The 25,760-nt window shown below is 67.0% G+C and carries 16 protein-coding genes; 4 read left to right on the top strand and 12 right to left on the bottom strand.

The window, feature by feature from the left end:
- Positions 1–174 precede the first annotated feature (174 nt).
- From PSC72_RS17165 to PSC72_RS17175, 3 genes are all read right to left on the bottom strand, one after another.
- Positions 175–1,371, bottom strand: a complete 1,197-nt coding sequence (locus tag PSC72_RS17165) for an oligogalacturonate lyase family protein (protein ID WP_274322646.1) — start codon at positions 1,369–1,371, stop codon at positions 175–177.
- A 942-nt stretch (positions 1,372–2,313) separates the two neighbouring features.
- On the bottom strand, positions 2,314–3,348 hold the full coding sequence (locus PSC72_RS17170) for a zinc-dependent alcohol dehydrogenase (protein ID WP_274322647.1): 1,035 nt from the start codon (positions 3,346–3,348) through the stop codon (positions 2,314–2,316).
- A 158-nt stretch (positions 3,349–3,506) separates the two neighbouring features.
- Positions 3,507–4,508 carry a Gfo/Idh/MocA family protein gene (locus PSC72_RS17175; RefSeq protein WP_274322648.1) on the bottom strand — a complete coding sequence of 334 codons (1,002 nt, stop codon included), beginning with the start codon at positions 4,506–4,508 and terminating at the stop codon, positions 3,507–3,509.
- A gap of 168 nt (positions 4,509–4,676) precedes the next feature.
- On the opposite strand from PSC72_RS17175, the gene PSC72_RS17180 reads away from it, so the two are divergent.
- Positions 4,677–6,140 (top strand): family 4 glycosyl hydrolase, encoded by a 1,464-nt coding sequence (locus tag PSC72_RS17180; RefSeq protein WP_274322649.1) that lies wholly within the window; start codon positions 4,677–4,679, stop codon positions 6,138–6,140.
- A gap of 231 nt (positions 6,141–6,371) precedes the next feature.
- On the opposite strand, the gene PSC72_RS17185 is transcribed toward PSC72_RS17180, so the two are convergent.
- The gene (locus PSC72_RS17185) at positions 6,372–8,699 is read right to left on the bottom strand and encodes a right-handed parallel beta-helix repeat-containing protein (protein WP_274322650.1); all 2,328 of its coding nucleotides are present in this window, start codon (positions 8,697–8,699) and stop codon (positions 6,372–6,374) included.
- Positions 8,700–8,838: 139 nt separating this feature from the next.
- Between PSC72_RS17185 and PSC72_RS17190 the strand changes: the two genes are divergently transcribed.
- Positions 8,839–9,612 (top strand): SDR family NAD(P)-dependent oxidoreductase, encoded by a 774-nt coding sequence (locus tag PSC72_RS17190; RefSeq protein WP_274322651.1) that lies wholly within the window; start codon positions 8,839–8,841, stop codon positions 9,610–9,612.
- Between the two features lie 51 nt (positions 9,613–9,663).
- On the opposite strand, the gene PSC72_RS17195 is transcribed toward PSC72_RS17190, so the two are convergent.
- Together PSC72_RS17195 and PSC72_RS17200 are read right to left on the bottom strand one after the other, a co-directional pair.
- The gene (locus tag PSC72_RS17195) at positions 9,664–11,172 is read right to left on the bottom strand and encodes a family 43 glycosylhydrolase (RefSeq protein ID WP_274322652.1); all 1,509 of its coding nucleotides are present in this window, start codon (positions 11,170–11,172) and stop codon (positions 9,664–9,666) included.
- Positions 11,173–11,293: 121 nt separating this feature from the next.
- The gene (locus tag PSC72_RS17200) at positions 11,294–13,042 is read right to left on the bottom strand and encodes an RICIN domain-containing protein (protein ID WP_274322653.1); all 1,749 of its coding nucleotides are present in this window, start codon (positions 13,040–13,042) and stop codon (positions 11,294–11,296) included.
- Positions 13,043–13,209: 167 nt separating this feature from the next.
- Here PSC72_RS17200 and PSC72_RS17205 point away from each other — a divergent pair, with 167 nt between their 5' ends.
- On the top strand, positions 13,210–14,661 hold the full coding sequence (locus PSC72_RS17205) for a sulfatase family protein (RefSeq protein ID WP_274322654.1): 1,452 nt from the start codon (positions 13,210–13,212) through the stop codon (positions 14,659–14,661).
- 45 nt (positions 14,662–14,706) lie between these two features.
- Here the strand turns inward: PSC72_RS17205 and PSC72_RS17210 are convergent, their stop codons facing one another.
- Positions 14,707–17,466, bottom strand: coding sequence for a family 78 glycoside hydrolase catalytic domain (locus tag PSC72_RS17210; protein WP_274322655.1), 2,760 nt, complete (start codon positions 17,464–17,466; stop codon positions 14,707–14,709).
- Positions 17,467–17,626: 160 nt separating this feature from the next.
- The gene (locus PSC72_RS17215; protein WP_274322656.1) at positions 17,627–18,613 is read right to left on the bottom strand and encodes an LLM class flavin-dependent oxidoreductase; all 987 of its coding nucleotides are present in this window, start codon (positions 18,611–18,613) and stop codon (positions 17,627–17,629) included.
- Between the two features lie 494 nt (positions 18,614–19,107).
- Between PSC72_RS17215 and PSC72_RS17220 the strand changes: the two genes are divergently transcribed.
- Positions 19,108–19,413 (top strand): L-rhamnose mutarotase, encoded by a 306-nt coding sequence (locus PSC72_RS17220; RefSeq protein WP_274322657.1) that lies wholly within the window; start codon positions 19,108–19,110, stop codon positions 19,411–19,413.
- A gap of 13 nt (positions 19,414–19,426) precedes the next feature.
- Here the strand turns inward: PSC72_RS17220 and PSC72_RS17225 are convergent, their stop codons facing one another.
- From PSC72_RS17225 to PSC72_RS17240, 4 genes are all read right to left on the bottom strand, one after another.
- Positions 19,427–21,574: an ABC transporter ATP-binding protein gene (locus PSC72_RS17225; RefSeq protein ID WP_274322658.1), complete on the bottom strand. Its 2,148-nt coding sequence runs from the start codon at positions 21,572–21,574 to the stop codon at positions 19,427–19,429.
- Positions 21,575–21,650: 76 nt separating this feature from the next.
- The gene (locus tag PSC72_RS17230) at positions 21,651–22,796 is read right to left on the bottom strand and encodes an ABC transporter permease (RefSeq protein WP_274322659.1); all 1,146 of its coding nucleotides are present in this window, start codon (positions 22,794–22,796) and stop codon (positions 21,651–21,653) included.
- Positions 22,783–23,778 (bottom strand): ABC transporter permease, encoded by a 996-nt coding sequence (locus tag PSC72_RS17235; protein ID WP_274322660.1) that lies wholly within the window; start codon positions 23,776–23,778, stop codon positions 22,783–22,785. Before PSC72_RS17235 ends, PSC72_RS17230 begins: the two co-directional genes overlap by 14 nt.
- Before the next feature lie 86 nt (positions 23,779–23,864).
- Positions 23,865–25,742, bottom strand: coding sequence for an ABC transporter substrate-binding protein (locus PSC72_RS17240; RefSeq protein ID WP_274322661.1), 1,878 nt, complete (start codon positions 25,740–25,742; stop codon positions 23,865–23,867).
- Between the last annotated feature and the right edge of the window lie 18 nt (positions 25,743–25,760).

Raw genomic sequence — 25,760 nt, forward strand, 5'->3', positions numbered from 1 at the left:
CAGTAATACGAGCGCCGGCCCGCCGCCCTCCTCGCCGACTCGTTCTCCCTCGTAGTCCGAGAACGGATAGGACCAGCCCCAGCCTCCGCTCAGGTCCGAGTCCGACGCGTTCGCAGGGGGGGAACTGTCAATATTTCCAACCTCGCCCGGAGGATCCAGCGGACCCGTCCGGGGTTACACTCTGTCGCTCTCGTACTCGGGCAACTCTTCGAAGTCGGGCACCTCGGCGAGATAGAGGTTGCTCGACCCGTCGTAGCGGGCGGAGTCGAACAGCACGTGCGAGCCGTCGGGACTGAACCGCGTGTGGGGGTGTGGGCCCCGGTGGTCCCAGTCGTGCGTCGCGAGGATGCGCGGCCCCTCGTACTCGCCGGCTTCGTCGTCCCACCGGTACAGCAGGCTGTGGGGCACCTCCTCGAACGTGCCGTCGCAGACCAGCAACTCGGGCGAGTTGGCATGCGTGTGTGTCAGCGCGTACACCTCGTCCGGGAGAGCGGTCTCGCGGCGGTCCGTGTCGTCGTAGCGTGAACTCCCGATGAACGGGTCGGGGTCGTCGACGCGCTCGCGGCCCTGCGGGTCCTTCAGCGAGCCGTGGTAGCCGATGCGCTCGCCGTCCCGCATCCAGTACTCGTGGCCGACGCCGCCCGCTTCGGGTACCTCCCGGACTTTCCACGTCTCGCCCGTCTCGGCGTTCACCGACCAGATGCGGTTCTCGACGGCGTCCCACGGTCCCTCCTCGCAGTAGGTGAACAGTTCGGGGCGCGTCGGGGAGGCGTTGACGTGACTGCTGGCCCAGACGTCGACCTCTCTGAGGCGTTCCGGTTCGCCGCCGTCGGTCGGGGCCGACAGGATCCGCGTGTCCGGCGCTGCCTCGAACGTCCCGGTGAGCTTGTCGTCGCGCTCGGGCACCTCCACGTCCTCGCCGATGGCGACGTAGAGCCGGCTCCCGTCGGCGTTCACGTCGAGGGACCCGCCGTTCCAGCCGTCGGGGACCTCGTAGTGGACGCCGTCGACGCGCAGCGTCCGGAGGTCGAGACTCACCAGTCGGTCGTGAACCCAGAAGTACACGAGTTCCGCGTCGTGGTCGATCGAGGTCCCGCCGCGGAACCCCTCAATGTCGGTGATCTGCGTGATCAGGTCCGACTCCAGGTCGATCGAGTACAGCTGGCGGGAGCCGTCCCGGTCGGAGCGAAAGAGGAGGCGGCGGCCGTCGTCGTACCAGCCGTCTTCGGTGAAGTAGAGGTGATAGTCGCCGACCTCGGGATAGCTCGTCAGCCGGCGCACGCGCGCGCCGCTCGTCGGGTCCGCGAACGTCTCGTCCTCGGCGGGCCAGTGGCTGCCCGCTCGGGGCCCCTGTTCGATAGTCTCTGGCATGATGAGTACCGAAATCCTGGGCCCCGCGGCGGATATAGCTTCCCCTCGCAGAACCTCTCGCTGGATATCTCCGCCCGATCGGTCTCCGACCGGCCCCGCGCGAGATATGGCTGAAGTCGCGGCCGAGCACTGGATTTCGCTGATCGCGACTCTACAGCGGACAGCGAGTCGCTGACAGCGTCGAACACGCCAGATAGGCGGAGATCGGCGAGTTCGGCCGCGAACGCGTCGATCGGTGTTCGGAATCTCCGAACGTCTCCGAAAGCACCGTCTACGCCGCTCGATTCCTCGGATCGTCGGGTAGACGCTATTTTACTGATGACCGTACCCGACTCACCGGGAGCGGTTTCGATGTTGCTTCGGTTTCTCGCGGCCGTTTCGTTTGCCCACGTAGCCGTCTTCAGTAGTGTTCGGTCGTTCTAACGGGACACCAGGCTTCTGACAGGCTACATTCCGGCAATACCGGACCCCATTCACCACGTATCAGGCCGTATCGAATGCGTCACCGTGGTTGTCGACACCTCGAATTATATTACAGAATTAGGATTGTAATCTGTAGTGTCGTTCCGGTCTGAGGCCGCCTCATTCGCCACGGCCCCGATGCGATGAATCCACCTTCAGCTCCGACGGTGGGGCAGTAATCGGCCGATTTCGAGGAACTATTTTGTCCGGTATTACCGAAATCAATGTGCCATTTACTAACAAGGGTCGGGGTAATCGTCCGCTATCTGGGTGAAATGGGCCGGTATATCCGGCCGCCGAAACTACGGACCAAATGCCATTCCGGTATTACCGAACGAATGTCGGACTACAATGGCAGAGTGCGCCCGTTACGCCATCGAGACGAGACGGGCATGGATTCGTCGCTGACCGGGTCTATCGGTGTCAGGGACTGAGCGTCCAGAACCGTCCGGAAAGATAGCACGTCGGCGGCTGACCGTCTCAGGCGTCGGTGAAGCGGAAGACGGGCTTGACGACTTCGGAGTTGAGGAACGCTTCGAAGGCGGCGGTGGGGTCCGCCGTGGAAAAGGAGTCGTCGACGACGGCCTCGGCGTCGATCGCGCCGTTTTCCATGAGCCGCAGCGCCTGCTCGAAGTTCGTCCAGTCCGACCCGTAGGAACTGACGATGTCGATCTCCCCGCGGACGACCGGCGTCATCAACACCTCGCTGGGTTCGCGCGGGATGCCGACGACGACGACTTCCCCGCCTTTGCGGACGACCTCGACGCCGGTCTCGACGCCCGTGTAATGGCCGCTGGCGTCGAACACGGCGTCGAAGCCGACGTCGTCCGTTCTGACGTTCGCGTGGGTTTCGAGGTCCGCCTCGGAGATGTTGATCGTGTCGATGCCGAGCGATTCGACGAGGGGGAGCCGGGCGGCGGCGTCCTGGTCGAGGCCGGAGACGAGGACGTTCGCGCCGAGCGAATCGGCGACCGCCGCGGTGAACACGCCGATCGGTCCCGGTCCTTCGACCAGCACGTCGTCGCCGGGATTGATCGACGAGCGGGTCAAGACTGCCCGCGTGGCGATACTCAGCGGTTCCGTGATCGCCGCATCGGCCAGAGAAACGTCGTCAGGGACCGCGTGGAGGAACTCGGGGTCGACCACCGTGAATTCGGCGTAGGCGCCGTCGCGGTGCATACCGGTGATCGAGAAGTTCTGGCAGATGTTCTCCTCGCCGTTGCGACACTGGAAACACTCCCCGCAGTTGTGGATCGGTTCCTCGACGACGCGGTCCCCCGGGTCGAAACTCCGCACCTCGTCGCCGACCTCGACGACTTCGCCGGAGTACTCGTGGCCCATGATGCGGGGCATGGCGATCCAGTCGTACCCGCCCTCGTACTCGTAAGCGTGGGCGTCGCTCCCACAGATACCTGCCGAGTGTACTCGGACGAGAACTTCCGCTGGACCGGGGGACGGTCTCTCTCCTTCCTGAACTTCGACGGACGCGGGGCCCGTCTGGACGATTTGCTTCATAGCCTAATAGATCCCTCTCGACTTCGACACTGACAGGTGGGGCTTTCGATAAATAAAGGTACTGGCCAGGAGGCCGGTGTGGTCGGTCCGTTTCCGGTCGAGTCGCCGCCGTCGGTCTCCCGCTTCGTGCAAGTTCGGGCAGTTCCGTGACCGGCTCGTCAATCCAGGTCGACCGCGACCCGTTCGCCGGTCCGCGCGCTCTCGTAGGCGGCGTCGAGCAGCGCCGTCACGACCAGGACGTCCTCGGCGGTCGCGGGCGGCTGTTCCCCGTTCTCTATCGCCTCGGCGAAGGCGGCGAACTTGCTCGGCGCCTCGTCGTAGGCCAGGTCCGGGACCCGCTCGTCGCCGCCGGGCTCGACGACGGTGAGTTCCCGCCGGCCCCAGCCGGTGCCCTCCAGGTACATCGCGCCCTCGTCGTCCCAGACGTGGATGTGCTCGCGCGTCGCCGAGGCGACGGCGGAGTCGGCGAAGCTCGCGACCGCGCCGTTCTCGAAGCGGACCGTCAGCGAGGACTTCGTGTCGATGTACTGCTCGTCGTCGTAGAAGTCCATCTCCGCGCTGACCGCCGCGGGCGTCAGCCCTGACAGCCACAGCACCGACTCGACGACGTGGGTCCCGACGCTGAAGAGGTGCCCTCGCCCGCCGATCTCGGGTTTGACCCGCCAGTTCGTCCCGCGTTCGAAGTGTCCGGTCCAGTCCTGGGTCAGCTCGCCCGTCATGAACGTCGGCTCCTGCCCCTCCTCGTGATATCGGTCGTAGGCGGCGACGAAGCCGGGGTTGAGGTGGCGCTGGTAGCCGGCCATGAACACGAGATCGGAGTCGGCGACCCGGTCGCGGAGCCGCTCGGCGGCCTCCTGTTCGATCACGACCGGCTTCTCGCAGAGGACGTGCAGGCCGCGGTCGAACGCCTCGTGGATCTGGTCGTCGTGGAACGCCGGCGGCGTCGCGATGATCACCGCGTCCAGGCCCGTCTCCTCGTACATCTCGGCCTCGTCGGTGTACAGGACCGACTCGTCGAGGTCGTGTTCGGCCGCGAGTTCGTCGAGCGCTTCCTCGTTCACGTCGACGGCGGCCGCGACCCGCCCGTCCGGGTGCTCGCGCACTTCCCGGGCGAGGTGGGTCCCGATGCCGCCGGTCCCGATGATGGCAGTTCGTAGCACGACTCCCCGATTCTGGGGCCGATCGCTTGCGTCTTACGGATCCGGGGGCGGCCGCGCCGCGACCGGCCGGTTCCCCGGGAGCCGTCCCGCGACGGCGGCTCCGCAGGTGACGGCGCGATCCGCCGTGAACGGTAGGTATTTTGGGTAGCGAGGCGCTGGGTGAGACACATGCATTCGCTGCAAGCGGAGCCACCAGTCGACGGCGCGGCGACCGGCGTGCGCATCGGGTACGTCGGCGGCGGCAGCCAGGGCTGGGCGCTGACGCTGATCAACGACCTCGCGCAGTGCGAAGACGTCTCGGGCACCGTCGCTCTGTACGACGTGAACTACGAGGGCGCGGTCGAGAACGCCGAGCTGGCCAACGACGTGATGGACCGGCCGGGCGTGCCCGGCGAGTGGACGTTCGAAGCCCATCGCGAGATGGACGACGCGCTCGCCGGCGCGGACTTCGTCGTCTGCTCCACGCAGGACCCCCCGGAGGAGACCTTCGTCCACGACATCGACGTGCCACAGGAGTACGGCATCTACCAGACCGTCGCCGACACGGTCGGTCCCGGGGGCGCCTTCCGGTCGCTGCGCTCGGTCCCGCAGTACCGCGAGATCGCGGCGACCGTCCGCGAGCAGTGCCCCGACGCGTGGGTGTTCAACTACACCAACCCGATGACCGTCTGCACGCGGACGCTCTACGAGGAGTACCCCGACATCAACGCCATCGGCCTCTGCCACGAGGTGACCCACGTCCAGCACATGCTCGCGGACGTGGCCGAACGGCACATCGACGCCGCCGAGGACGTCTCGGGGTCGGAGATCGCCGTGAACGTGAAGGGGATCAACCACTTCACGTGGATCGACGAGGTGCGCTGGCGCGGCCACGACGTCTTCCAGTATCTGGACGACGAACTCGAACGGCACAAGCCGTTCCCCGGCTTCGAGCCCGGCGAACTGGCGGACGAGTCCTACTGGAGCAACCACGACCAGGTCGCCTTCGACCTGTACGACCGCTTCGGCGTGTTCGCCGCCGCCGGCGACCGCCACCTCGCGGAGTTCGTCCCGTGGTACCTCGACGTGGATACCCCCGCCGAGGTCGAACGGTGGGGGATCCGCCTGACGCCCAGTTCCGCTCGCCGGAGCGACGGCGAGGCGCCGGCGAAGATGGACAAGTTCCGCGACGACGAGGGCGAGTTCCACCTCTCGGAGTCTGGCGAGGAGGTCGTCGACATCATGCGGGCGCTGCTGGGCATCGAGCCGATGAAGACCCACGTTAACTTCCCGAACCGCGGGCAGTGCCCCGACCTGCCCGACGGCGCCGTCGTCGAGACGAACGCCCTGGTCACCGGCGACGACATCTCGCCCGTCAACGCGGGCACGCTCCCCCGGCAGGTCCGCAGCATGGTCACGCGAGCGATCCACAACCAGGAGACGCTGATCGAGGCCGGGTTCGCCGGCGACCTCGACCTGGCGTTCCAGGCGTTCCTCAACGAACCGCTCGTCACCGTCCAGCGCGACACCGCACAGGATCTGTTCGCCGACCTCGTCGCCATCGAGCGCGACTACCTCGACGCCTACGACCTCGACGGCGCGTCGGTGCTCGACGGCTACGAACTCGACCGCGAGGCGGTCCTCGCGGACTGAGCGGCGCGCCACCGCCTTCCGTCACCACCCGCGTCCCGCAATCGACGACGACCCTCCCGTCGGTCCCGTTCTCGCACGCGTACTGAACTCGCAGCCGGTCCGTGCGTTCGGAAATGCGGCTCTCGACCGATTCGAACGACCCGTCCCGTGGGAAAATACGCCGACGATCGATGCGACCGGTTCGGATCGGGGATCACCCGAACGCGGTCCCGGTCCCGTTCTCGACCGCGATCAGGTGTTGTCTTCGAGGATGCGGATCTCGTCGAGGAGCCCCGTGCCGCGGGTTCCGACGCCGCCCTCGGTGTAGTCGGTCTCGAAGGAGGTCGTCCCCGTGGCGACCTCGTTCCCGTCCGGATCGTTCAGCGTTGCAGTCAGTTCGCCGTCGGCCCAGTCGATGACGACTTCGTAGAACTCGCCGAGCGTGACCGCGCCGACGGACTGCTCGATCACCTGAGTCCCGTTGCGCTGCCAGACCTGGAACCGCCAGTCGTCCTCGCCGCTCTTCCACAGGCGGGCGAAGTGGAAGGGGAACGCGGAGTCGGCGTCGAGCGACTTCGCGCTCCCGAAGGCGACGCCGGCGTTCTGGGCGTCGCTCGTGGCGCCGATCTTCGCGGAGAACTTCGTCCCCTCGGCGGGCATGCGGTCGAGGTCCGCCGCCAGGAGCTTCGAGTTCTCGCCGCCCGACCCCTCCAGCCGGTAGCTCCCCGAGGGGACCGGACTGGTCTGGTTGACCTCGTAGTCGCCGGTCGCGCCCTCGTACTCGTCGATGCCGCCGTCCTCGAAGTCGTCGACGACGCCGGGGCTGGTGTCGTAGTCCCAGGACACCTCGCCACCGTCGTCACCGCCACCGCCGTCGTCCCCGCCGCCGCTGGCGGGGTCGCGGCCGACGAGGGCCTGGGGTTGGTCGACCACGTAGTCGAGGGCGAGGTCCTCCCCGGGGTCTTCGACCCACTCGACGACGACGTCCCAGCCCGACCCGTTGTACTCGAAGCGGTGGTCGTAGGCGAACGCCGTTCCGGGCGGGTCGAACACCTTCGCGCGCAGGTCGAGCGTCGCCTGCCCCTGCGTCGTGACGTTCTCGACGCGAGCGGCGGGGTCGCTCCCCGACGAGAGCGTGACCGTGCCCGACGCCACGCCGTCGCCGACGTTGTCGCGCACGACGACGCTCGACGGTTCGACGTTGATCGCGCCCTCTGCCCCCGAGTTCCGCACGTCGTTGTTCACTACGCGGACGTTGTTGGTGTCGCGACCGTCGCGAGGCCCTTCCGTGACGCTGATCGCGTAGGGCATCTGCGGGTCGTCGCGGTCGTCGACGACGCGCAGGTTCGACACGGAGACCCCCTCCGCCGGCGGGTGTTGGGGGGACGACCGCGAGTCGATGCGGACGCCCTCCGCGCCGGTGTTCTTCACGAGGCCGCCGTCGACGGTGACGTTCTCGCCGTCCTGGATCAGGATGCCGTGGGAGGTGGTCCCGACGATGTTGACGCCGTTGATGGTCGCGTTCGACGAGGCCGACACCGTGAACACGCCGCGGGCGCAGTTGCGCGCGACGACCTGTCCGCAGGTGACGTCCTCGCAGCCGTTGGCGAGGCGGAAGGCGGCGTACCCGCCGCCGACGTCCAGGTCCTTCCCGACGACCGCGTTCACGGTGGCGTCGCTCGTGTCGTTCAGGAGGACGCCGCACTGTCCGCCGCCGTTGGCGATGACCTGGCCGATCTGGATCCGGTCGACGGCGTAGGTCTCGAAGGCGTGGCCCTGGACGTTCTCGAAGTAGGCGGTGTCGACCTGGACGTCCGTCGTGCGGATCGTGTCGTCGCCGCGCCCCTCGGCGAACCCGTCGATGCGGACGCCGCCGCCGGTGGCGCTGATGACGCTGTCTTCGGGCGTCCGGATGTCGACGTGCCCGAACCGGACGTTCGAGACGCTCCGGAACCAGACCGCCGACCGGAAGTTGCCGCTGATCGCGACCCGCGGGATCTCGATCTCCTCGGCGTTCAGCGCCCGAAGCGGGCGGATCAGCGCCTCGCCCTCGTCCTCGACGTGGATCGTCCCCCGGAAGTCGACGATGGTGTAACTCGGGATGTCGATGGCGAGCACGTCGCCGTCCCACTCGTGGGGCCCCATCGTCCCCGAGCAGGCGACGACGACCTTCTCCTTGGTCGTCCGGCCGTCGGTGAGACTGTCGAGGGCCGCCTGAACTGTCGCGGTGAAGTCGTCACCGCTGTGGACCGTCTCGTCGACGCCGTCGGCGTGGTAGGTCCCGTCGGGGCCCTGCCAGACCAACACGTCCGCGTCCCGCGCGGCCGTCCTGACGTTCCCGAGCGTCGCTCCCCCGGCGTCGAGTCCCCCGACGTTCCGCAGGTCGTGGTCCTGGGCGTCGACGTCCTGATTCCACTTGCGGGTGGGTTCGTTCCCGTTCCCGTCGCCCTCCTGAGCGGCTGCGATGCCGCTGGCCCCCGCGAGCGTCCCGGCGCCCAACAGGGTCATCGCCACCCGTCGCGTCATCGTTAGCCCGTCGGCGTCGCTACTCGGTGTGCCGTGACTGTTGCTATCGCGCATCACAATCCGGGTCGGATACTACATATTTATAATTATTGTTCACTCAGCGTAACGATGCGGATACGCCCGCGCTACGGACAGATCTGTTGCGGATCGGTTGCGCCGTCAGTTTGATGCGGCGAGCCGTGGAGTGGAGGCTATGGGCGCAGTCAGCTACGACTACGCGGACGAGACGGTGATCGTAACCGGCGGGAGTTCCGGGATCGGCCGTGCGGTAGCGGAGCGGTTCGGCGCGGCCGGCGCGACGGTCGTCGTCGCGGACGTGCGCGAGGAACCGAAGCGGGCCGACGCGCCGACGCACGAAGCGATCCGCGAAGCCGGGGGTCAGGCGACCTTCGTCGAGACGGACGTCTCCGACCCGGGGGAGATCGCGTTGGTCGTCGAGGCCGCCCGCGAGTTCGGCGGGGTCGACGTGATGGTCAACAACGCCGGCATCTACCGCGGCGCGCCGCTGCTCGACGCCGACCCCGAGACGTTCGACCGCGTCTACGGCGTCAACGCCCGCGGCGCCTTCGCCGGGATGCAGGCGGCCGCCCGGGACATGATCGACCGCGGCGAACCGGGGTCGATCGTCAACACCGCCTCGATCAGCTCCGAACTCGCCCAGCCCGGCCACGCGATGTACGACGCGTCGAAGGGCGCGGTGATGATGCTCACGCGCGTCGCCGCGCTCGAACTCGCCGAACACGGCGTCCGCGTCAACGCCGTCGCGCCCGGACCGGTCGACACCGGCATCGGGTCGGGTGACACCGGCGAGTCCGAGACCGAGGTGCCGTCCATCGACAAGTCGGCGCCGATGGGTCGCGCGGCGCCCGCGGAGGTCGCCGGCCCGTACCTCTTCCTCGCCAGCGAGGACGCCTCGTACGTGACCGGTCACCTGCTCTACGCGGACGGCGGGTACGCGGTCTTCTGAGGTCGACCGCACCGCTCGTCCCACCGGTGCCGCATTCGTCGTACCGAACCCTTACACCGAGGTGAACGTCCAGAGCTGGTGGTTTCCTCCGTTGTCCGCCCACTGCTGGACGTTGTCGCCGTCGGCCGTGCCCGCGCTGGCGACCTCGGCGACCTTGCCGCTGTTGGCGTTGACGAGTCGGTACTGACCGCTCCCGGCGTCCTCGATGGTCCAGTCCTGGCAGGCGTGGCCGGTGTCTGCGTACTGCTGGATGTTATCGCCGTCGGCGGTCCCCGCGCTGGCCACTTCGAGGAGCTTGCCGCTGTTGACGTTCGTGAGGGTGTAGGTCCCGTCGCCGTTCGACGTGACGTTCCAGTCCTGGCAGGCGTGGCCGGTGTCGGCGTACTGCTGGACGTTGTCGCCGTCGGCCGTGCCCGCGCTGGCGACCTCCATCAGTTTGCCGCTGTTGACGTTCGCGATGTGGTAGGTGCCGTCGCTGATGGCGCCGCTGCTGCCGCCGCTGTCGCAACCGGACGGCTGGCCGGGGACGGGCGCCTGGCTGCTGGGTTCGCCGTTGCAGGCGATGACCGGCCAGTCGTTGTCGTCCCACTCGATGCGGTCCATCATCATGTAGCGCGTCTCGTCGTCGGCGGTCGCCTCCACGTGGTAGAAACACCACAGGTCCCCGTGGGGGCCCCAGAAGACGTCGTTGTGGCCCGGTCCGGTGAACTCGCTGTTGCCCTCCAGAATCGGGACGCCGTCGTGTGAGCCCGAGAGGTCCCGCAGGTCCGTCCCGTTCTGGTTGTAGTACGGCCCCGTGAACGACGTCGCGCGGCCGCATTCGAGGCGGTAGGTGCTGTCGTAGCCCTCACAGCACTGCCCCGACGAGTAGATCAGGTACCAGTACCCGTTGGCCTGGAGCATCACCGGCCCTTCGATCGAGTCACCGGCCATGTGGAACTCGGTGCCGGGGACGATGTCGTCCATCGCGTCGTTCAGCTGGACGGCGTAGATGCCCTCGTAGCTCCCCCAGACCATCCACGGCTGGCCGTCGACGATCACCGTGTCCGCGTCGATGCAGTTCGTCAGGTCGAGGTCGCTGCTCTGGATCACCGGTCCCTGGTCGGTGAAGGGCCCGTCCGGCGTGTCCGACGTGGCGAGGCCGATGCCGGCGTTGTCGCTCCCCCAGACCGACAGGGAGTAGTAGAGGTGATACTGGCCGTCGTGATAGCGGATGTCGGGCGCCCAGCAGCCCGGGTCCGACTCCGTGGGGTGCCAGCCGGGCGTCTGCGAGAGCGCCGCCCCGATGTACGACCACTCGACCATGTCCGACGACTCCGCGATCGGAATGATGTCGTTCGGCGTCTCCGTCCCGTAGGCGTAGTAAGTCCCACCGTCTTCGATGATCGAGACGTCGCCGAACCCGACGGGCCCGACCGGGTTGTGGTAGTGCTCCGAACTCGGGTCGGCCGTCACCGAACCGCTCGTCCCGAACACACCGCCCGCCGCGAGCGTCCCCGCGCCGATCGCTTTCAACACGTTTCTCCTGTTGATTTTGATGCTGTCATGACTGTCTGTCATGCAATCCTCGTTAATAATCAATGATTGTTAATTCTTTCCATGTGTAGTGATAGCACAACCTCCAGTACGTCGCAAGGAGACGGGGACCGGGCTGGTTACGACCTCGGACTACCGCGGCGGATCAGACGGAGTCGAAGGTCCACTTCTGGTTCGCGCCGCTGTTCCATGACCACTGGAGGACGTTGGCGCCGTCGCTGGTCGAGGCGCCGTCGACGTCCGCGACCTTGCCGCTGTGGGCGTTTTCGAGGCGGTAGGTGCCGTCGCCGTTGTCGACGATGTTCCAGTCCTGGCAGGCGTGGCCGGTGTCGCTGTACTGCTGGACGTTGTCGCCGTCGGCCGTCCCGGCGCCCGCCACCTCTAGCAGGAGGCCGCTGTTGACGTTCGTGAGGGTGTACGTCCCGTCGCCGTTCTCCGTCACGTCCCACTGCTGGTGCGTGCCGCCGTTGTCGCTCCACTGCTGGACGTTGTCGCCGGCGGCCGTGCCCGCGCTCGCGACTTCGAGGAGCTTGCCGCTGTTCTCGTTGGTGATCCGGTAGGTGCCGTCGCTGATGGCGCCACCGCCGCCCCCGCTGCAGTAGGTGTTTCCGCTGACGGTGGTGTTCGACGCGTAGGTCTCGACCGCGCCGGAGTCGTTCCCGCAGATCTCGTTGTTGAGGATCGCGTTGCTCTCGGTGTCCGGCCCGGTCTCGTAGACGCCCCACCCGGCGTTGTTCTCGATGGTGAGGTTCTCGACTGTGACGTTGCGCGTGTACGGGTGGGTGTCGCTGTCCCGGGAGTCCAGCCTGATGCCGGAACTCCCGGTGTTCGTGATGGTCCCGCCGCTGATCGTCGTGTCGCGGGTGTCCTGTACGAGGTTGCCGCCGTTGCCGTCGAGGTAGACGTCGTAGATCTCGATGCCGCTGGACCCCGAGACGGTGAAGATGCCCCGGCCGCAGTCGACCGCGTCGACGCGGTTGACCGTGATGTTCGGTCCGGCGTCGTTGGCGCAGCGGAACCCGGCGTAGCCGCCGCCCTGGTCGCAGCGGGTCGCGTCGACGAAGTCGACCGTCGCGTTGGCGGTGTCGTTGAGCAACAGGCCACAGCCGCCGCTGTCCGTCGCGGTGACCGTGCCGATGTCGATGGTGTCGACGCCGTAGGTCTCGACGGCGTGGGTGCCCGACCCGCTGACGTTCGCGGAGTTGAGCGTGACGTTCGTCGTGTCGGCCCCGTCGCGGCCGTCGATGCGGATGCCGAGGCCGCTGGAGAGGCTCATGTTGATGTCGTCGAGGATCACGCCGTCGCAGTGGGAGATCCGGATCCCGTATCGGGGATTGCCGCTGACGTTGAACCGCTGGATCTCGACGTCGTTGACGCTCTGGGCGCGAGCGGGGATGATCCACGGCTCCCCGCTGTCGTTGACGTTGATGTTGCCCGGCACGTCGAGGATCGTGTAGCTCGGCAGGTCGACCGCCTTCGTGCTCGACGCCGTCCCGGTGTCACCCGTCGCGTCGACGCGGACCTTCTCCTTGCTCGTCCGACCGGCGGTGAGGCTGTCGACCGCGGCCTGGATGGCCGCGATGAAGTCGGTGCCGTCGTAGACGACAGTCCCGCTGTCGACGTTCTCGGCCACGAACCCGGCGCCGCCGTTGTACACGACCGCGTTGTGACTGCTCGCCGACGCGGTGCCGACGAAACTCCCCAGCGCGCCCGCGACCAGCGACGAGCCCGCGACGCTCAGCGCGCGCCGCCGCGTGACGCTCGGACCGGCTCCATCGCCCGCCTCCGCGGGCCGGTCGCGCGCACCGTCCGACCGCGCCCCGTCGGCCGATTTCGATCGTTCGCCGTCGATACCACTGTCGTTGCCACTCTGTGGTGAGCCATCGTGTGTCATGGCTGCGGATAGTTATCACACACTCCTCGATTGATAAATATTTATGATCTATTTAGAAACGATATATTATTAACACTTACTGCTGGACGACGTTCGCCGGTCGTCCGCCAGCAGTCGCCGCGCAGATCGGGCAATCTTGAAAGGGGGCGGCGGCGAACCGGGAGTCGATGCCTGCCGACCAGCCGAACGTCCTCGTCGTGATGACGGACCAGCAGCGCTACGATACGATCGCCGCGCTCGGACACGACCACGTCCACACGCCCAACCTCGACCGCCTCGCCGACCGCGGCGTCTCCTGCACGAACGCCTACAGCAGCGCGCCGATCTGCGTCCCCGCCCGACACAACGTCCGGACGGGCCGGGACCCCGTCGCGACCGGCTTCCTGGGCAACGACAAGCGGTCCGCCGAACACCTCGAAGCCGAACACGGCGCCTTCCTGGCCCGAGCGATGGGGAACAGGGGGTATCGGACATTCGGCATCGGCAAGTTTCACGCCCATCCCAGCGGCATCGACCTCGGCTACGACACCCGATTGACTGGCGACGACTACGCCGCCGAACCGGGCGCCGACGCCGCGGAGGACACCGGGCGACTGGCCGCGATGAACTTCCTCCCGCAGTCCTGCTCGCTCCCCCCCGACGACCGCAGGATGTCGTGGATCGCCGACGAGGCCGTGGCGGAGATCGAGCGCGACACCGACGACCCGTTCTTCGGCTTCGTCTCCTTCTCGAAGCCCCACCCCGCGTGGAACCCCTCGCCGCCGTTCGACGACTACTACGACCCCGACGACATGCCCGAACCGATACGCGAGGACCGCGACCTCGACCACGTCGACGAGAAGATCCCGGCCCAGAACTACCACTTCTGGAAGAGCCGCGAGGACGACACCGGGGAGTCCACGATCGGGATCGCCCGCGCCCACTACTACGGCCTCGTGACGCAACTCGACCGGGAGATCGGTCGGGTGCTCGACGCCGTCGAGGCGCGCGACGACGCCGAGAACACCCTGATCTGCTTCGTCTCCGACCACGGCGAACTCCTCGGCGACCACCACGGCTGGGGGAAGAGCTCCTTCTTCGAGGAGTCGGCCCGCGTCCCGTTCCTCGTCAGTTGGCCCGAGCGCCTTCCCGCCGGCGAGACGTACGACGGGCTCGTCTCGCTGACCGACGTGTTCGGCATCGCGACGACCGCCGCCGGCGATCCGGACCTGCGCGACGGGTCCGACGTCCTCGGCGCGCTGACGGGCGAGGCCGAACCGCGCGAGCGGCTGTTCGGCGCCCACGAGACCCCGCGCGAGACGAGCCTGTTTTCCCTCCCGCACAACCTCACGTGCATGGTCCGCGAGGGCGACTGGAAGTACGTCTACGCGGTGAACGGCGGCCGCGAGCAACTGTTCGACCTCGACGCTGACCCCCGCGAGACGGTCGACCGCGCCGACGACGAACCGGAGGTGGTCGAGCGCTGTCGCCGCGCCGCCGTCCAGTGGCTCCGCGAGCACGGCGCGACCGAGTACCTCGACGGCGACTCGCTGCTGGAGATCCCCTTCGAGCAACTGGAGATGGGTCGGTACCATCCGGGGACGTACGGGCCACCGGACGAGGCGAGCGGCGAAAACTGAGTCCCGGTCGAGTTCGATACCGCGACGATTCTCCCGATATCGACGCTATCCGCGCCGCTCGAAACTGTACGATCCCGCGCCGACTTCGACCGCGACGCCGTCCTCTCCGAGTTCGACCGACTCGATGCCCTCGGGCAGGTCCGCGACCGGCCCGTCGACGCGGAGGAGCGGCGTCTCGCCCTCGGTTACGGCATCGGGCTGTCGCTCGCCCGGCAGGACGACTGTCGCCGTCGCGTTCCAGGGCACGGTCACGTCGAGCGCGAACGCGTCGCCGTCGCGCTCCCAGTCGACAGCGACGGGGCCGCGCTCGGTCGGGACGCGACCGCTGGCCTCGTCGAGTCCGTCGGCGGGCGGCGCGATTTCCAGGGTCCCAGCCCCCGGCGACGTGACACGGACGCCCAGTAGCGTCCGCTGGATGGAGGTCAGGACGGTCGCGCCCATCGCGTGTGACTCGCTGCGGTTGTGGCGCTCGTCGGCCGGTTCGAGCGTGCGGCAGTGCCAGGTCTCCCAGGTGAACGTGCCGCCGACGTCGAGGATGTTCGCCCAGCCGTCCGCGTCGGCGTCGGTCACGAGATCGACCATCGTTGCCGGGCGGTCGGTCCGGTCGAGCGCGTCGAGCAGCCAGCGGACCATCATCGGCCCCATCCGCATGCCACCTGCGGCGACGCGCTCGGCCACGTCGTCGACCCGCTCGTCGGGCACCAGCCCGGTCGCGAGCGGCAGCGCGTTGGCGTGCTGGGAACTGTGGTCGCTGGCCGGGAGTGCGTCGCTGACCTCGTCTTCGCCGATCTGGTCGTCTCCGGCGCTGGGGTCGGCACCGTCCACGTAGCGGTCGCCGTCGCGGAGGTGGTCGTCGATGCCAGTCTCGATGGCCGCGCGGTTCTCGTCGTAGTACGCCCGCTCGGCGTCGGGGCGGTCGAGTTCGGCGGCGATGTCGGCCGCCCGAGCGAGCGCGTTGGCGCAGAGGACGTTCACCGTCGTGCGGGCGGGCCAGTCGCGGTCGTAGCCGTAGCGCATCTCCGGCGGCCAGTCGACGATGCCCTCGTGGTAGGGACCGCCCTCGCCGCCGGAGAGGTTGGCCACCAGCCCGGTCTCATCGTCGACGTGCTCGACGACGTAGTCGGCGACGGCGCGGACGGCGGGGTAGGCGCGTTCGAGCGTCGCGCGGTCGTCGCTCTCGCGGTAGTACTCGTGGAGCCACTGGGGGAACGTGACGGTGAAATCGGGGATGTCGCGCTTGCCGTCGCCGTTGGGATAGACGGCATTGAACCGCCCCTCGGGCGCCCAGTAGCGGTAGTGCGAGCGCAGGAACTCCCGGATCGCCTGCCGACTCAGCCGGCGCTCGCGGAAGGCCCGGGTCGTCACCGCCGAGACGTTGAACGCGTCGGCGAGGAACTGCCCCTTCTCCCGCGTGGGCGTGTCGACGAACTGCTCCTGGCTCCCGTACAGCGCGGAGTGACGTGCCAGTTCGAACACGGCCTCGACCGTCTCGTCGTCGCACTCGAAGGTGCCCGCGTTCGCGTCCGGGACCTCGTTGTGCGTCGCGACGAGCGATATCTGGTCGGCGTCGAGGGCCTCGCCGGGGTCCTCGATCTGCAGGTAGCGGATCCCGAGGTAGTTGAACGGCCGGAACGTCTGTGCGCCCTCGCGCTGGAGGTACTCGTAGCGCATGTCGGTCCACTGGGTCCCCTCCGTGTCGTCGACGCGTCCGTCGGCGGTCAGGCGGTAACCGGCGAGCAGGTTCACGCGGTGGCCGTCGTTCCCGTTCTCGAACCTGACGTTCGGGACGCCCGCGTACACCTTGCCGAAGTCGACGACGTAGGTGTCATCGTCGACGCGCTCGACCGACTCGGGGTCGACGCGGTGGCGGACGCGCTCGCGGTCCTGCGCGACGAGGCGCTCCCACGGGTCGGTCGGGTGGGCGCCGACGACTTCTGCGGGTTCCCACGCGGCGTCGTCGAACCCGGCTTCGTCCCACCCCCGCGGGGCGACGCGGCCGTCGATCGTCTCGACCGGCTCGGCGATCTCCTCGTTCCGCAGCGGCGCGCTCACCCACTCGGCCGGGCGCGTCTGCCACTCGCCGTCGGTCGTGATCACTCGTTCGCGCCCGTCGGCGAACTCGACGACAAGTTGGGCGATGAACCCCGGTTCCGCCTCGGGGCGACCCTGCCCCTCGCCGTTCCAGTTGTAGAGCGCGCCGACGGCGTTGTCGCCCGCCGAGAGCGCGTCGTCCAGCGCGACGGTCTTGTAGTACTGGAAGTCGGGGTACGAAAAGGACTGGCCGCGGTCGACCGCCTCGCCGTTGACCGAGAGCGCGTACTGGTGGCTGGCGGAGACGTACGCTCGCGCCCGTTCGACCTCGCCGTCGAGTTCGAACTCGCGGCGGACGTAGGAGAACTCCCCGCGCTCGAACCCGTCGGTCGGCCGGCGGATCCACGAGGCCGCCCAGTCGTCCTCGTCGAATAGCGCCGTCTCGAAGGAGGCCGGCTCGCTCCACGCGCTGGCCTCCTCGCGGTCGTCCCAGACGCGGACCGTCCAGTGGTAGGCCTCGCCGGCGTCGAGCGCCGGCCCGTCGTACCTGACCGCGGGCCGCTCGCTCAGCCGTTTCCCGGTGTCCCAGACGTCCGCCCGATCGGGCGTGAGCCGGTCCGGACTCGTCGCGACGAGCACGCGGAACCCGGTCTGGCTCGCGCCCCGACGGTCTGCCGGGGCTCGCCAGCGGAGCGTCGGTTCGCGCTCGCCGATCCCGATCGGATCGACGGCGTACGCTGTACGCAGACCTGTCGGTGGGCTCGCGTCTGCCATCTCGCTCCCTCGTTTCCCGTACCGAATAATAAAGCCGGCGAGTGCGGTGTGAGAGCGGTCGGCAATGACTCGAAGCCGGGAAGTCCGTCGGCCACCGAGCGCATCGAAGAGAACGGACCTGTCGCATCCCGTGAAGGGTCGGTGCCTGCGTTCCCGGCGGTCAGTTGAACTCGGGGATGACCTCGTCGCCGAAGAGGCGGATCTGGTCTTCGACGAGGTCTTTGGGCATGCCCGAGTGGTGGAATCGCAGGGCGAGCTGGTTGAGTTCGAAGCGCTCTTGCATGGCTTCGATCTGTTCGACGATCTGCTCGGGCGTGCCGTAGATGAAGCGGTTGTCGGCGAGTTCTTCGAAGTCTTCGACGCTGTCTGCGGTCATCAGCGGGTGGGAGAACTCGCCACCGTATTCGTCGACGTAGGTGGTGTGGAGGTACTCTTTGCGCTCCATGACTTCTTCTTCGGTCTCGGCGATGACCGCCTCGCGCATGAGCGGGTGGTCCATCGACTCCCAGTCCTGGTCGGTGTCTTCGACGTGGTCGCGCTGCTGGTTCTTGCGGTCCTCGACGATGTCGAGGTCGGCGACGACGCCGGGCACCCACGCGTCGGAGAACTGCACCGACCGGCGGATCTGCTTGGGACCCCACCCGCCGATCCAGAGGCTCGGACGGGGTTCCTGGATGGTTTTGGGCAGCGGCTGCCAGTCTTCGACCTCGAAGAACGGACACTCGTAGGAGATCGGTTCTTCCGAAGAGAGGAACTCGTCGATGAACTGGATGCCCTCGATCATCCGGCCCGCCCGCTCGTCCATCGGCACGCCAAAGGCCTCGAACTCTTCCTCGACGTAGCCCAGGCCGACACCGAGCGTCAGGCGACCGTCGGAGATGTTGTCGAGCATCGCCGCGCGCTGGGCGACGTGCAGCGGGTGGTACAGCGGCAGGATGAGCACGGAGGTGACGAGTTCGAGTTCTTCCGTGCCCTGGGCGATACTGGTGAGGCGCGTCAGCGGCGACGGCCAGTAGTTGTCGCCCTCGGTCGCCTGGTGGTCGTTGACCCAGCACGTCTCGAAACCGACGTCCTCGGCGACCTGGCACTGCTCGACGACACCCTCCCAGGTGTCACCGCCCTCTATCGGGAAAATACCGAATTTCATTGCTACGCCCGATGCTGTGCGTGGCGGTCACTTACCTGTTGTGCTGTTTCGGCGTCGTGGTTGTTCAGTATCGGTTACTGCTGGTGGGTGTGTCGTCAAGGAAAGTGAACCGGGCACGACCGCAGGAGCCAGCAGGCATTGAAAGCCCTCGGCGCGCTCGCGGTCGCTGAGCGGGATATTCTCGCTCGCTCCGCTCACTCGAATAGGGCCCGCTCAGACGATTCCGTTCGCTTCGCTCACCGCGAGCCCGCCTCGCCCTTTCAGTCCGCCAGGGACAGCACCGCGGCCACCCAGCACAGCACCGCACCTCGAACCTCCCCAGCCGATTCCTTCGCTCGCTGCGCTCGCTCAGTCATCCCTCGCGCGACTACTGTCGCGAGATGAAACTCGCGCCAGCGCGCGCCACTGCAATCGTTTACTCTGCGGGCTGTACTGACTGCTGTACAGCTGTCGGCGCCCAAAATATTATGCGGGAGTCGGGCGCGGTGGTGTACATGGAGCGAATCGCGTTCCACCTCACTATCGAGGACGGCCAGCGAGACGCGTACCGGGAGGAACACGAGAACGTCCCCGAGGCCCTGGAGCGGGCCTATCTCGACTCCGACGCCGGGCTCGAGACCTACTCCGTCTTCGAGGAGGACGGCCACGTCTTCGGGTTCATGGAGCTCGAGAACCCCGAGGCCATCGAGGAGGTCATGGAGTCGAGCGAGGCTCAGGCCGACTGGGACGAGGTGATGGACGGCATCCTCGAAGGCGACGACGGCGACATCTGGATGGACGAAGTGTACCGGATGGTCTGACCCGAGGGCCGGGCTACGAGCCCTCGGTGATCGGGTCGCTCTCCCAGTAGGGGTGGTCGTCGAGCGCGCGGAAGCAGGCGCTCCGCTGGATCTGCGACTCGTCGCCGACGTCGACGAACTCCGGGGACTCGGTCGCACAGGTCTCCCGCGCTTCGGGACAGCGGGTGTGGTACCGACAGCCCGACGGCGGGTCCTGCGCGTCGGGGATGTCGATCGTCCGGATCGGCGCTTCCTCCCGCACCTCGTCTTCGCCCAGTTCGGGCGTCGCCCAGCGCAGCGCCTTCGTGTACGGGTGCTGGGGATTCTGGATGATCCGCTCGGCGGATCCGACCTCGACGAGTTTCCCGAGGTACATGACGCCGATCCGGCCACCCGTCTTCTCGGCGAGGTACCGCGCGTTCGAGAGGTCGTGGCTGATGAACAGGAACGACGTGTCGATGGCGTCCTGCAGTTCGATCATGAGGTCCATCATCCCGACGCGCAGGCTCACGTCGAGTGCGCTGACGGCCTCGTCCGCGAGGATGAGATCGGGGTTGATCAGCATCGTGCGGATGAGCGCGATCCGCTGTTTCTCGCCGCCGGAGAGCTGGTGAGGATACCGCTCGACGTAGTCCTCTGGAGGGGTGATGCCGACGTACTCCAGCATACCGAGTATCCGCTCGTGGCGGTCGTTGCCGTCGAGTTCGGGGTGCCAGCGCTTCAGCGGCTGTTCGAGGATCGTCCGGACGCGCTGGTGGGAGTTCAGCGAGCTCCCGGGGTCCTGGTGGACGATCTGGAGCGCGCGGCGCATCTCCTCGTCGGCGAGCGAACTCGTGTTGCCGCTCCCCTCCCAGATGTCCCGCTGTCGGTACTCGACCGTGCCCGCTGTCGGTCGCTGGAGGCCGACGGCGGTCTTTCCGAGCGTCGTCTTGCCGCAGCCCGACTCGCCGACGAGTACGAGGACGTCGTTCTCGTAGACGTCCAGCGAGACGCCGTCGACGGCCGAGACCGTCTCGTCCTCGCCGAAGTCCAGCCACCCGTCGTTCTCGGAGCCGAACGTGACCTCGACGTCGGAGAGGGACACCAGCGGCTCGTCGGCCGCCTTCTCGGCCGCGCTGGTGAACGCCCGCTCCTCCGACTCGGCGAAGGCGACGTCGAGGTCCTCGACAGACTGCTCCCAGTGGTGACAGTGGACGTCGTGGTCCGGGCCCGCGTCGTAGGGGCCGGGATCGGTCTCGACGCACTGCTCGTCGGCCAGCGGACAGCGGGGATGGTACGAGCACCCCTCGGGGATGTTCACCGGGTCCGGGCTCTCGCCCTCGATCGGTCGCATCTCGTCAAGCGGCGCCGAGAGGTTGGGCGTCGCGTTCAACAGCGCCCGCGTGTAGGGGTGAGCGGGGTCCTCCAGGATGTCCCCGGAGGGACCGATCTCCGCGAACTCGAAGGCGTAGAGGACCGCCAGCCTGTTCGCGAGGTCGGCGACCAGCGGCAGGTCGTGGGTGATGAACACGATCGTGAGGTCGTGTTTCTCCTTTATCTCCTCGAGCAGCGAGACGATCGACCGCTGCATCAACAGGTCGAGCGCCGCCGTCGGCTCGTCCATCACGAGCACTTCCGGTTCGAGGACGAGCGACAGCGCGATGAGCACGCGCTGTTTCATCCCGCCGGAGAGTTCGTGCGGGTACGAGTCGAGCATCCGGTCGGGATCGAGGTAGAGGTCGGCGAGCAGCTCTCGCGCCCGCTCGATCCCGCGGTCGACGTCGTAGTCGTGGGCGCTGAGCGTCTCGACGAAGTGCGTCCGGATCGTCATGACCGGATTGAACGAGCTCATCGCGCCCTGGAACACCATCGAGACCTCTTCCCAGCGGAACCGCCGGAGCTCCTCCTTCGAGAGGTCGGTGACGGAGACGGGGTCGCCGTCCTCGGGCCGGTAGATCACCTCGCCGGTCGTGACGCCCGGCTCCGGGACCGCGTCGAGCATCGCCGACGCGAACATCGACTTCCCCGACCCCGACTCCCCGATGACGCCGACGATCTCGTCGCGCCGGACCTCGAAGTCCACCTCGTTGAGGACCCTCGACGTCCCGCGGTCCATCCGGTACTCGACGGACGCGTCTCGCAACTCGATGACGACGTCGTCCGCCGTCCGGGCGGCGCGTGCGTCGGACTGCGAGAGCGTCATTCGAACGCCTCCGGTACGGGGGCTCGTCTCTCGGTGCGGTCGCCGCGAATCGCCGTCGTCAGTGGTCGAATCAGTCTCATACGTTCATCATGTCGCTTGCGTCGTCCGTGGTGTCCGGTTCGAGCCGCTCGCCGTCGTCGGAATCCTGATGTCGGGCTCTGACCCGCGGGTTGAACACCCGGTCCAGCGACTGCGCGAGCAGGATGAGCCCCAGCGCGATGCCAGAGATGGCGACCATCGGGACGAGCAGCCAGTGGTAGGCCGATGGTCGATAGAGCGCACCGGCGCTGTAGGCGTTGTTCAGCATGACGCCCCAGTTGGCGTCCGAGAACGGCAGGACGCCCAGGAAGTACAGCGCGACGGCCGCGAAGATAGTCCGCCGGGCCGCGTTCACCATGTTCACTACGATGTACGGCATCAGGTGGGGGACGATCTCCCGCGAGAGGATCCACCGGGTCGACAGGTCCATCGCACGAGCCGACTCGACGAACGACTCGCTGCGGATCGTCAGCACCTGCGATCGGATCGCCCGGGCGAGCCCCGCCCACGCCGCGATCGCCAGCAGCACGCCGAGCGTGACCGGGTTGTTGATCCACTCTTCGAGGAGCGTCGCCAGGACGATCACGAGGGGGAGCCCGGGGATGTTGATGAACACGTCGGTGATCGTGCTGAGCACGGTGTCGACGAGGCCCCCTTTGTAGCCGGTAACGACGCCGAACGCGGTCCCGACGACCACCGTGAACACGGCGCCCGAGGCCATCATGATGAGGATCGACGGCGTCGAGTGGACCGTCAGCGAGAGGATGTCCTTCCCCGCCGACGTCGTCCCGAGCGGGAACTCCCCGTTCTGGAACGCGCCGACCAACTTCGGCCCGTCTGCGGGAGACGTCGTCTCCACCAGGGAGACGCCGACAGTCCCGACCAACACGTAGATGCTGACGATCGTGAATCCGACCAGCGCTCGCCAGTCGCCGCGCAGGATCGACCACGGGGTACGGACGAACTCGTCGAAGAACCGCTTGATCCGGTCACCGCGGGTCTCCTGGATGGACGAGGTCGTCTCGAACGGCGACTCCGATCCGACGGTCCCTCCGTCGCTCCGGACTTCCCCGGCAGCGTCGTCGTCTGCCGGGCCGTCGCGGCTCGACTCGTCCGGACGGGCCGGAACGAACTCGTCGATCGAATCCCCCGCTCGCTCTCCGGGGTCGTCAGAACGCTTCACGGTCTTCACCTCCCGCACGGGGATCGATTTTCCCGTAGGTCAGGTCGGCGATCAACAGCGCGATCACGACCGCGATGGTGATGACCGTGAACGTGCCCATCATCAGCGGGTAGTCGCGCGCTCGCACGGCCTGGATCATGTAATACCCCATCCCCCTGTAGGAGAATATCTCCTCGAGGACGACCGCGCCGCCGAACATCGTGCCGATCGAGATCATCAGTCCGGTGTACATCGGGAGGATCGCGTTTCGGGCGACGTATCGAATGGCGATCGTCCGGTCGGAGAGGCCGCGTAGCCGGGCGACGCGGAGATAGTCCTCGCCGAGCACGCGGACGCTGTTCCCGCGCATCGTCAGTGAGGCCGCGCCCGACGCGACGAACATCGAGAGGACGGGCAGCGTCGCGTGGTAGATGATGCCCATCATGAACGGCAAGTTGAACCCGACGACGACGCCCTCGGGTCGGCGACCGCTCGTCGGGAACCACCCGAATTTGTAGCCCAGCGTCATCAACAGGAAGAGCGCGAGCACGTAGAAGGGGATCGACGTGATGGTGGTGGCGTAGCCGGTGAGCGCGCTGTCGAACTTGCTCCCCTCCCAGTAGGCCATGAGCGCGCCCAGCGCGATGCCGACTGTGAAGCCGAGGAAAACCGCCCAACTCATGACGAACAGCGTCCACGGGATGGCCTCGGCCATGATATCGGCGACCGGCGCGTTCTGGCTCATCGAGCGGCCCATGTCGCCCTGAACCATGTCCACCATGTAGTTCACGTAGGCGACGTGCATCGGCTCCTGCGGGTTGACGTTCATGTACATCTCCGCGCGCTCGTAGGCCTCCTGGGGGTTCTCGAGCTGGGGACCGACTCGGGCGACGAAGGCGTCGACCGGATTGCCGGGCATCATCCGTATCATCACGAACGAGAGGGTCAACACCGTCAGGGCGGTAAACACGGCCTGACCGATCCTGCGTATCTTCCAGTTCATTTATCTAATATCGTATTGTCGATTTCTACAGTTGTTGTCGTTCCATGCTGCCTCTCTGAATCAGTTACCGGCGCGGGAGAACCCGCTTACTTCTGCTTCGGGGCGAGCGTCGCGTCCGGAACCCGCACCAGGTTGAATTCCGCGACGCGGTTGTCCAGTAGCGCCTCCGGCGCGTCGACGACCCACTCGGTTGCGTTGATCGCACCGTAGTCCCGGCCGACGACGCAGTTGTACATCGGCAGCACCTGGTTGACGAACCACGTCAGCTTCTGCAGCGGCTTCGAGCTGTCGGTGAGGGGGATCTGTTCGATGGTGTCGATGACGTTGATCTCCATCGTCTCGCTCGCGTCCGGGTTGCCGATCTCCGCGGGGATCTCCCAGGTCGTGTTGACGTAATCGGCGTGGTTCAGATTGGCGAACCACTCCCAGACGAAGCCGACGTACGTCAGCCCCGTGAGCGAGAAGATCGGGTGGTTGTCGAAGATGATGTCGTGGTCCCCGTTGAGCCGGGCCTCGCCGTAGGTGGCCTCGTCGACGGCGTCGAGGGTCACGTCGAATCCGAACTCCTTCAGCTGGTGCCGTGCGGAGTCGAGCGCGTCGACCTGGACGCTGGTGCCGGACTGAGCGATCAACCTGAGCGAGGCGGGTTCCCCGTCCTCGCCGTACCACTTCCCGTTATCTCGCTGGTACCCGGCTTCCTCCATGAGCGCCGTCGCCTCCTTGTTGTCCACTTTGTAGTAGTCGTACCCCTCGACGTCGACCAGTCCCTCGTCGACCGTGCTCTGATTGAGGAACGTCGACGGCAGCTCGTAGAGTTCGTACTGCTGCGGAACCGACGCGAAGATCTCCTCGCGGTCGACGGCGGACGCGATAGCGTGCCGGACCCGCCGATCCGACGTGATCGGCTGGTTCGAGGGGTTCTCGGCGGGGGAGTTGGCCCAGTCGTAGTTCCCGAAGTTGAACAGCAGCGACCAGACGTGGTTGTAGTCCCGGTTGATGTTGTGTCGCTTCGGCAGTTTGTTCATCACGTCCGGCGAAGCGGGCAGGTTGAGGCTGATCCCGTCGACCTCCTCTTCCATGAAGGCCAGGACCTGATCGCTGTGTTTCTCGAAGGCGAACTCGGTGAAGTTGATGTCGTCTGCCTTGGGATGCCCGTCGTACACCTCGGTGACGAAGGTGCTGTCCGTGACTTCCTTGATCTCGAAGGCGCCGTTGCCGACGACCTGGTCGAGACTCGGCGACCACTCCTGGAAGTCGGCGACGATCTGCGACGCCTCGTCGCTCTCCGCGTCCGCGTCCATGAGCCGGTCGCGCCAGTCGCCGAAGGACGGATCGCCGACGTCCTCCTTGATCATCAGGTTCGTGGCGACAGCGTGCTGGAGCACGTGCTGCGTGCTGAAGGAGTCGTGGAGGTGAAACCGCATCGCGTAGTCGTCGACGGCCTCGTAATCACTGACGACGGAGTGGGGCTCTGCATCCGGCGAGGTGATCTCGGACGTCCGGAAGTTGAGGTCCCAGTCGGTTTTCCAGTCGGCGGTCGTGACCGGATCGCCGTTGTGCCACTCCCACTCCTCGCTCAACTCGACGAGGAACGTCGTCTCGTCTTCTTTCTCCCAGTCTTTCGCGATGACACCCTGGCCCTCGTTGTGGCTATGATACCAGACGACCGTCGGATCGTAGATCAGCCCCGGCGGGTCGAAGTTCGCCATCGAGCCGTTGGGATCGTACGGGTTCCACGAGGCGTTGGACATCTTGTAGGTCCCGCGGTGGAGTGCCATGGTGAATCGCTTGTCGACCCGTTCCTGTACGGGCTCACCCGTTTGCGTTCCGGTACCCCCGCTTCCGTCCCCGCCGTCGGAATTACTGCTACACCCCGCGAGCAGCGCCGCACTACCGGCGAGACCGCTCTTCAGGGCGCTCCGTCGGCTCAGCCACCTGGACTGGTGTCTGTTATCGTCAGACATTCGGAAGTACTTTCCCCG

Source organism: Halosimplex aquaticum (genome assembly GCF_028747785.1).
GTDB classification, from domain to species: domain Archaea; phylum Halobacteriota; class Halobacteria; order Halobacteriales; family Haloarculaceae; genus Halosimplex; species Halosimplex aquaticum.

What these genes read in the sequence shown, in the direction of transcription:
- PSC72_RS17190 (WP_274322651.1), top strand. Translation starts at nt 8,839, where the DNA reads ATGGGCGCAGTCAGCTACGACTACGCGGACGAGACGGTGATCGTAACC.
- PSC72_RS17170 (WP_274322647.1), bottom strand. Translation starts at nt 3,348, where the DNA reads ATGAAGCAAATCGTCCAGACGGGCCCCGCGTCCGTCGAAGTTCAGGAA.
- PSC72_RS17240 (WP_274322661.1), bottom strand. Translation starts at nt 25,742, where the DNA reads ATGTCTGACGATAACAGACACCAGTCCAGGTGGCTGAGCCGACGGAGC.
- PSC72_RS17180 (WP_274322649.1), top strand. Translation starts at nt 4,677, where the DNA reads ATGCATTCGCTGCAAGCGGAGCCACCAGTCGACGGCGCGGCGACCGGC.
- PSC72_RS17200 (WP_274322653.1), bottom strand. Translation starts at nt 13,042, where the DNA reads ATGACACACGATGGCTCACCACAGAGTGGCAACGACAGTGGTATCGAC.
- PSC72_RS17225 (WP_274322658.1), bottom strand. Translation starts at nt 21,574, where the DNA reads ATGACGCTCTCGCAGTCCGACGCACGCGCCGCCCGGACGGCGGACGAC.
- PSC72_RS17195 (WP_274322652.1), bottom strand. Translation starts at nt 11,172, where the DNA reads ATGACAGACAGTCATGACAGCATCAAAATCAACAGGAGAAACGTGTTG.
- PSC72_RS17205 (WP_274322654.1), top strand. Translation starts at nt 13,210, where the DNA reads ATGCCTGCCGACCAGCCGAACGTCCTCGTCGTGATGACGGACCAGCAG.
- PSC72_RS17165 (WP_274322646.1), bottom strand. Translation starts at nt 1,371, where the DNA reads ATGCCAGAGACTATCGAACAGGGGCCCCGAGCGGGCAGCCACTGGCCC.
- PSC72_RS17215 (WP_274322656.1), bottom strand. Translation starts at nt 18,613, where the DNA reads ATGAAATTCGGTATTTTCCCGATAGAGGGCGGTGACACCTGGGAGGGT.
- PSC72_RS17220 (WP_274322657.1), top strand. Translation starts at nt 19,108, where the DNA reads ATGGAGCGAATCGCGTTCCACCTCACTATCGAGGACGGCCAGCGAGAC.
- PSC72_RS17210 (WP_274322655.1), bottom strand. Translation starts at nt 17,466, where the DNA reads ATGGCAGACGCGAGCCCACCGACAGGTCTGCGTACAGCGTACGCCGTC.
- PSC72_RS17185 (WP_274322650.1), bottom strand. Translation starts at nt 8,699, where the DNA reads ATGCGCGATAGCAACAGTCACGGCACACCGAGTAGCGACGCCGACGGG.
- PSC72_RS17235 (WP_274322660.1), bottom strand. Translation starts at nt 23,778, where the DNA reads ATGAACTGGAAGATACGCAGGATCGGTCAGGCCGTGTTTACCGCCCTG.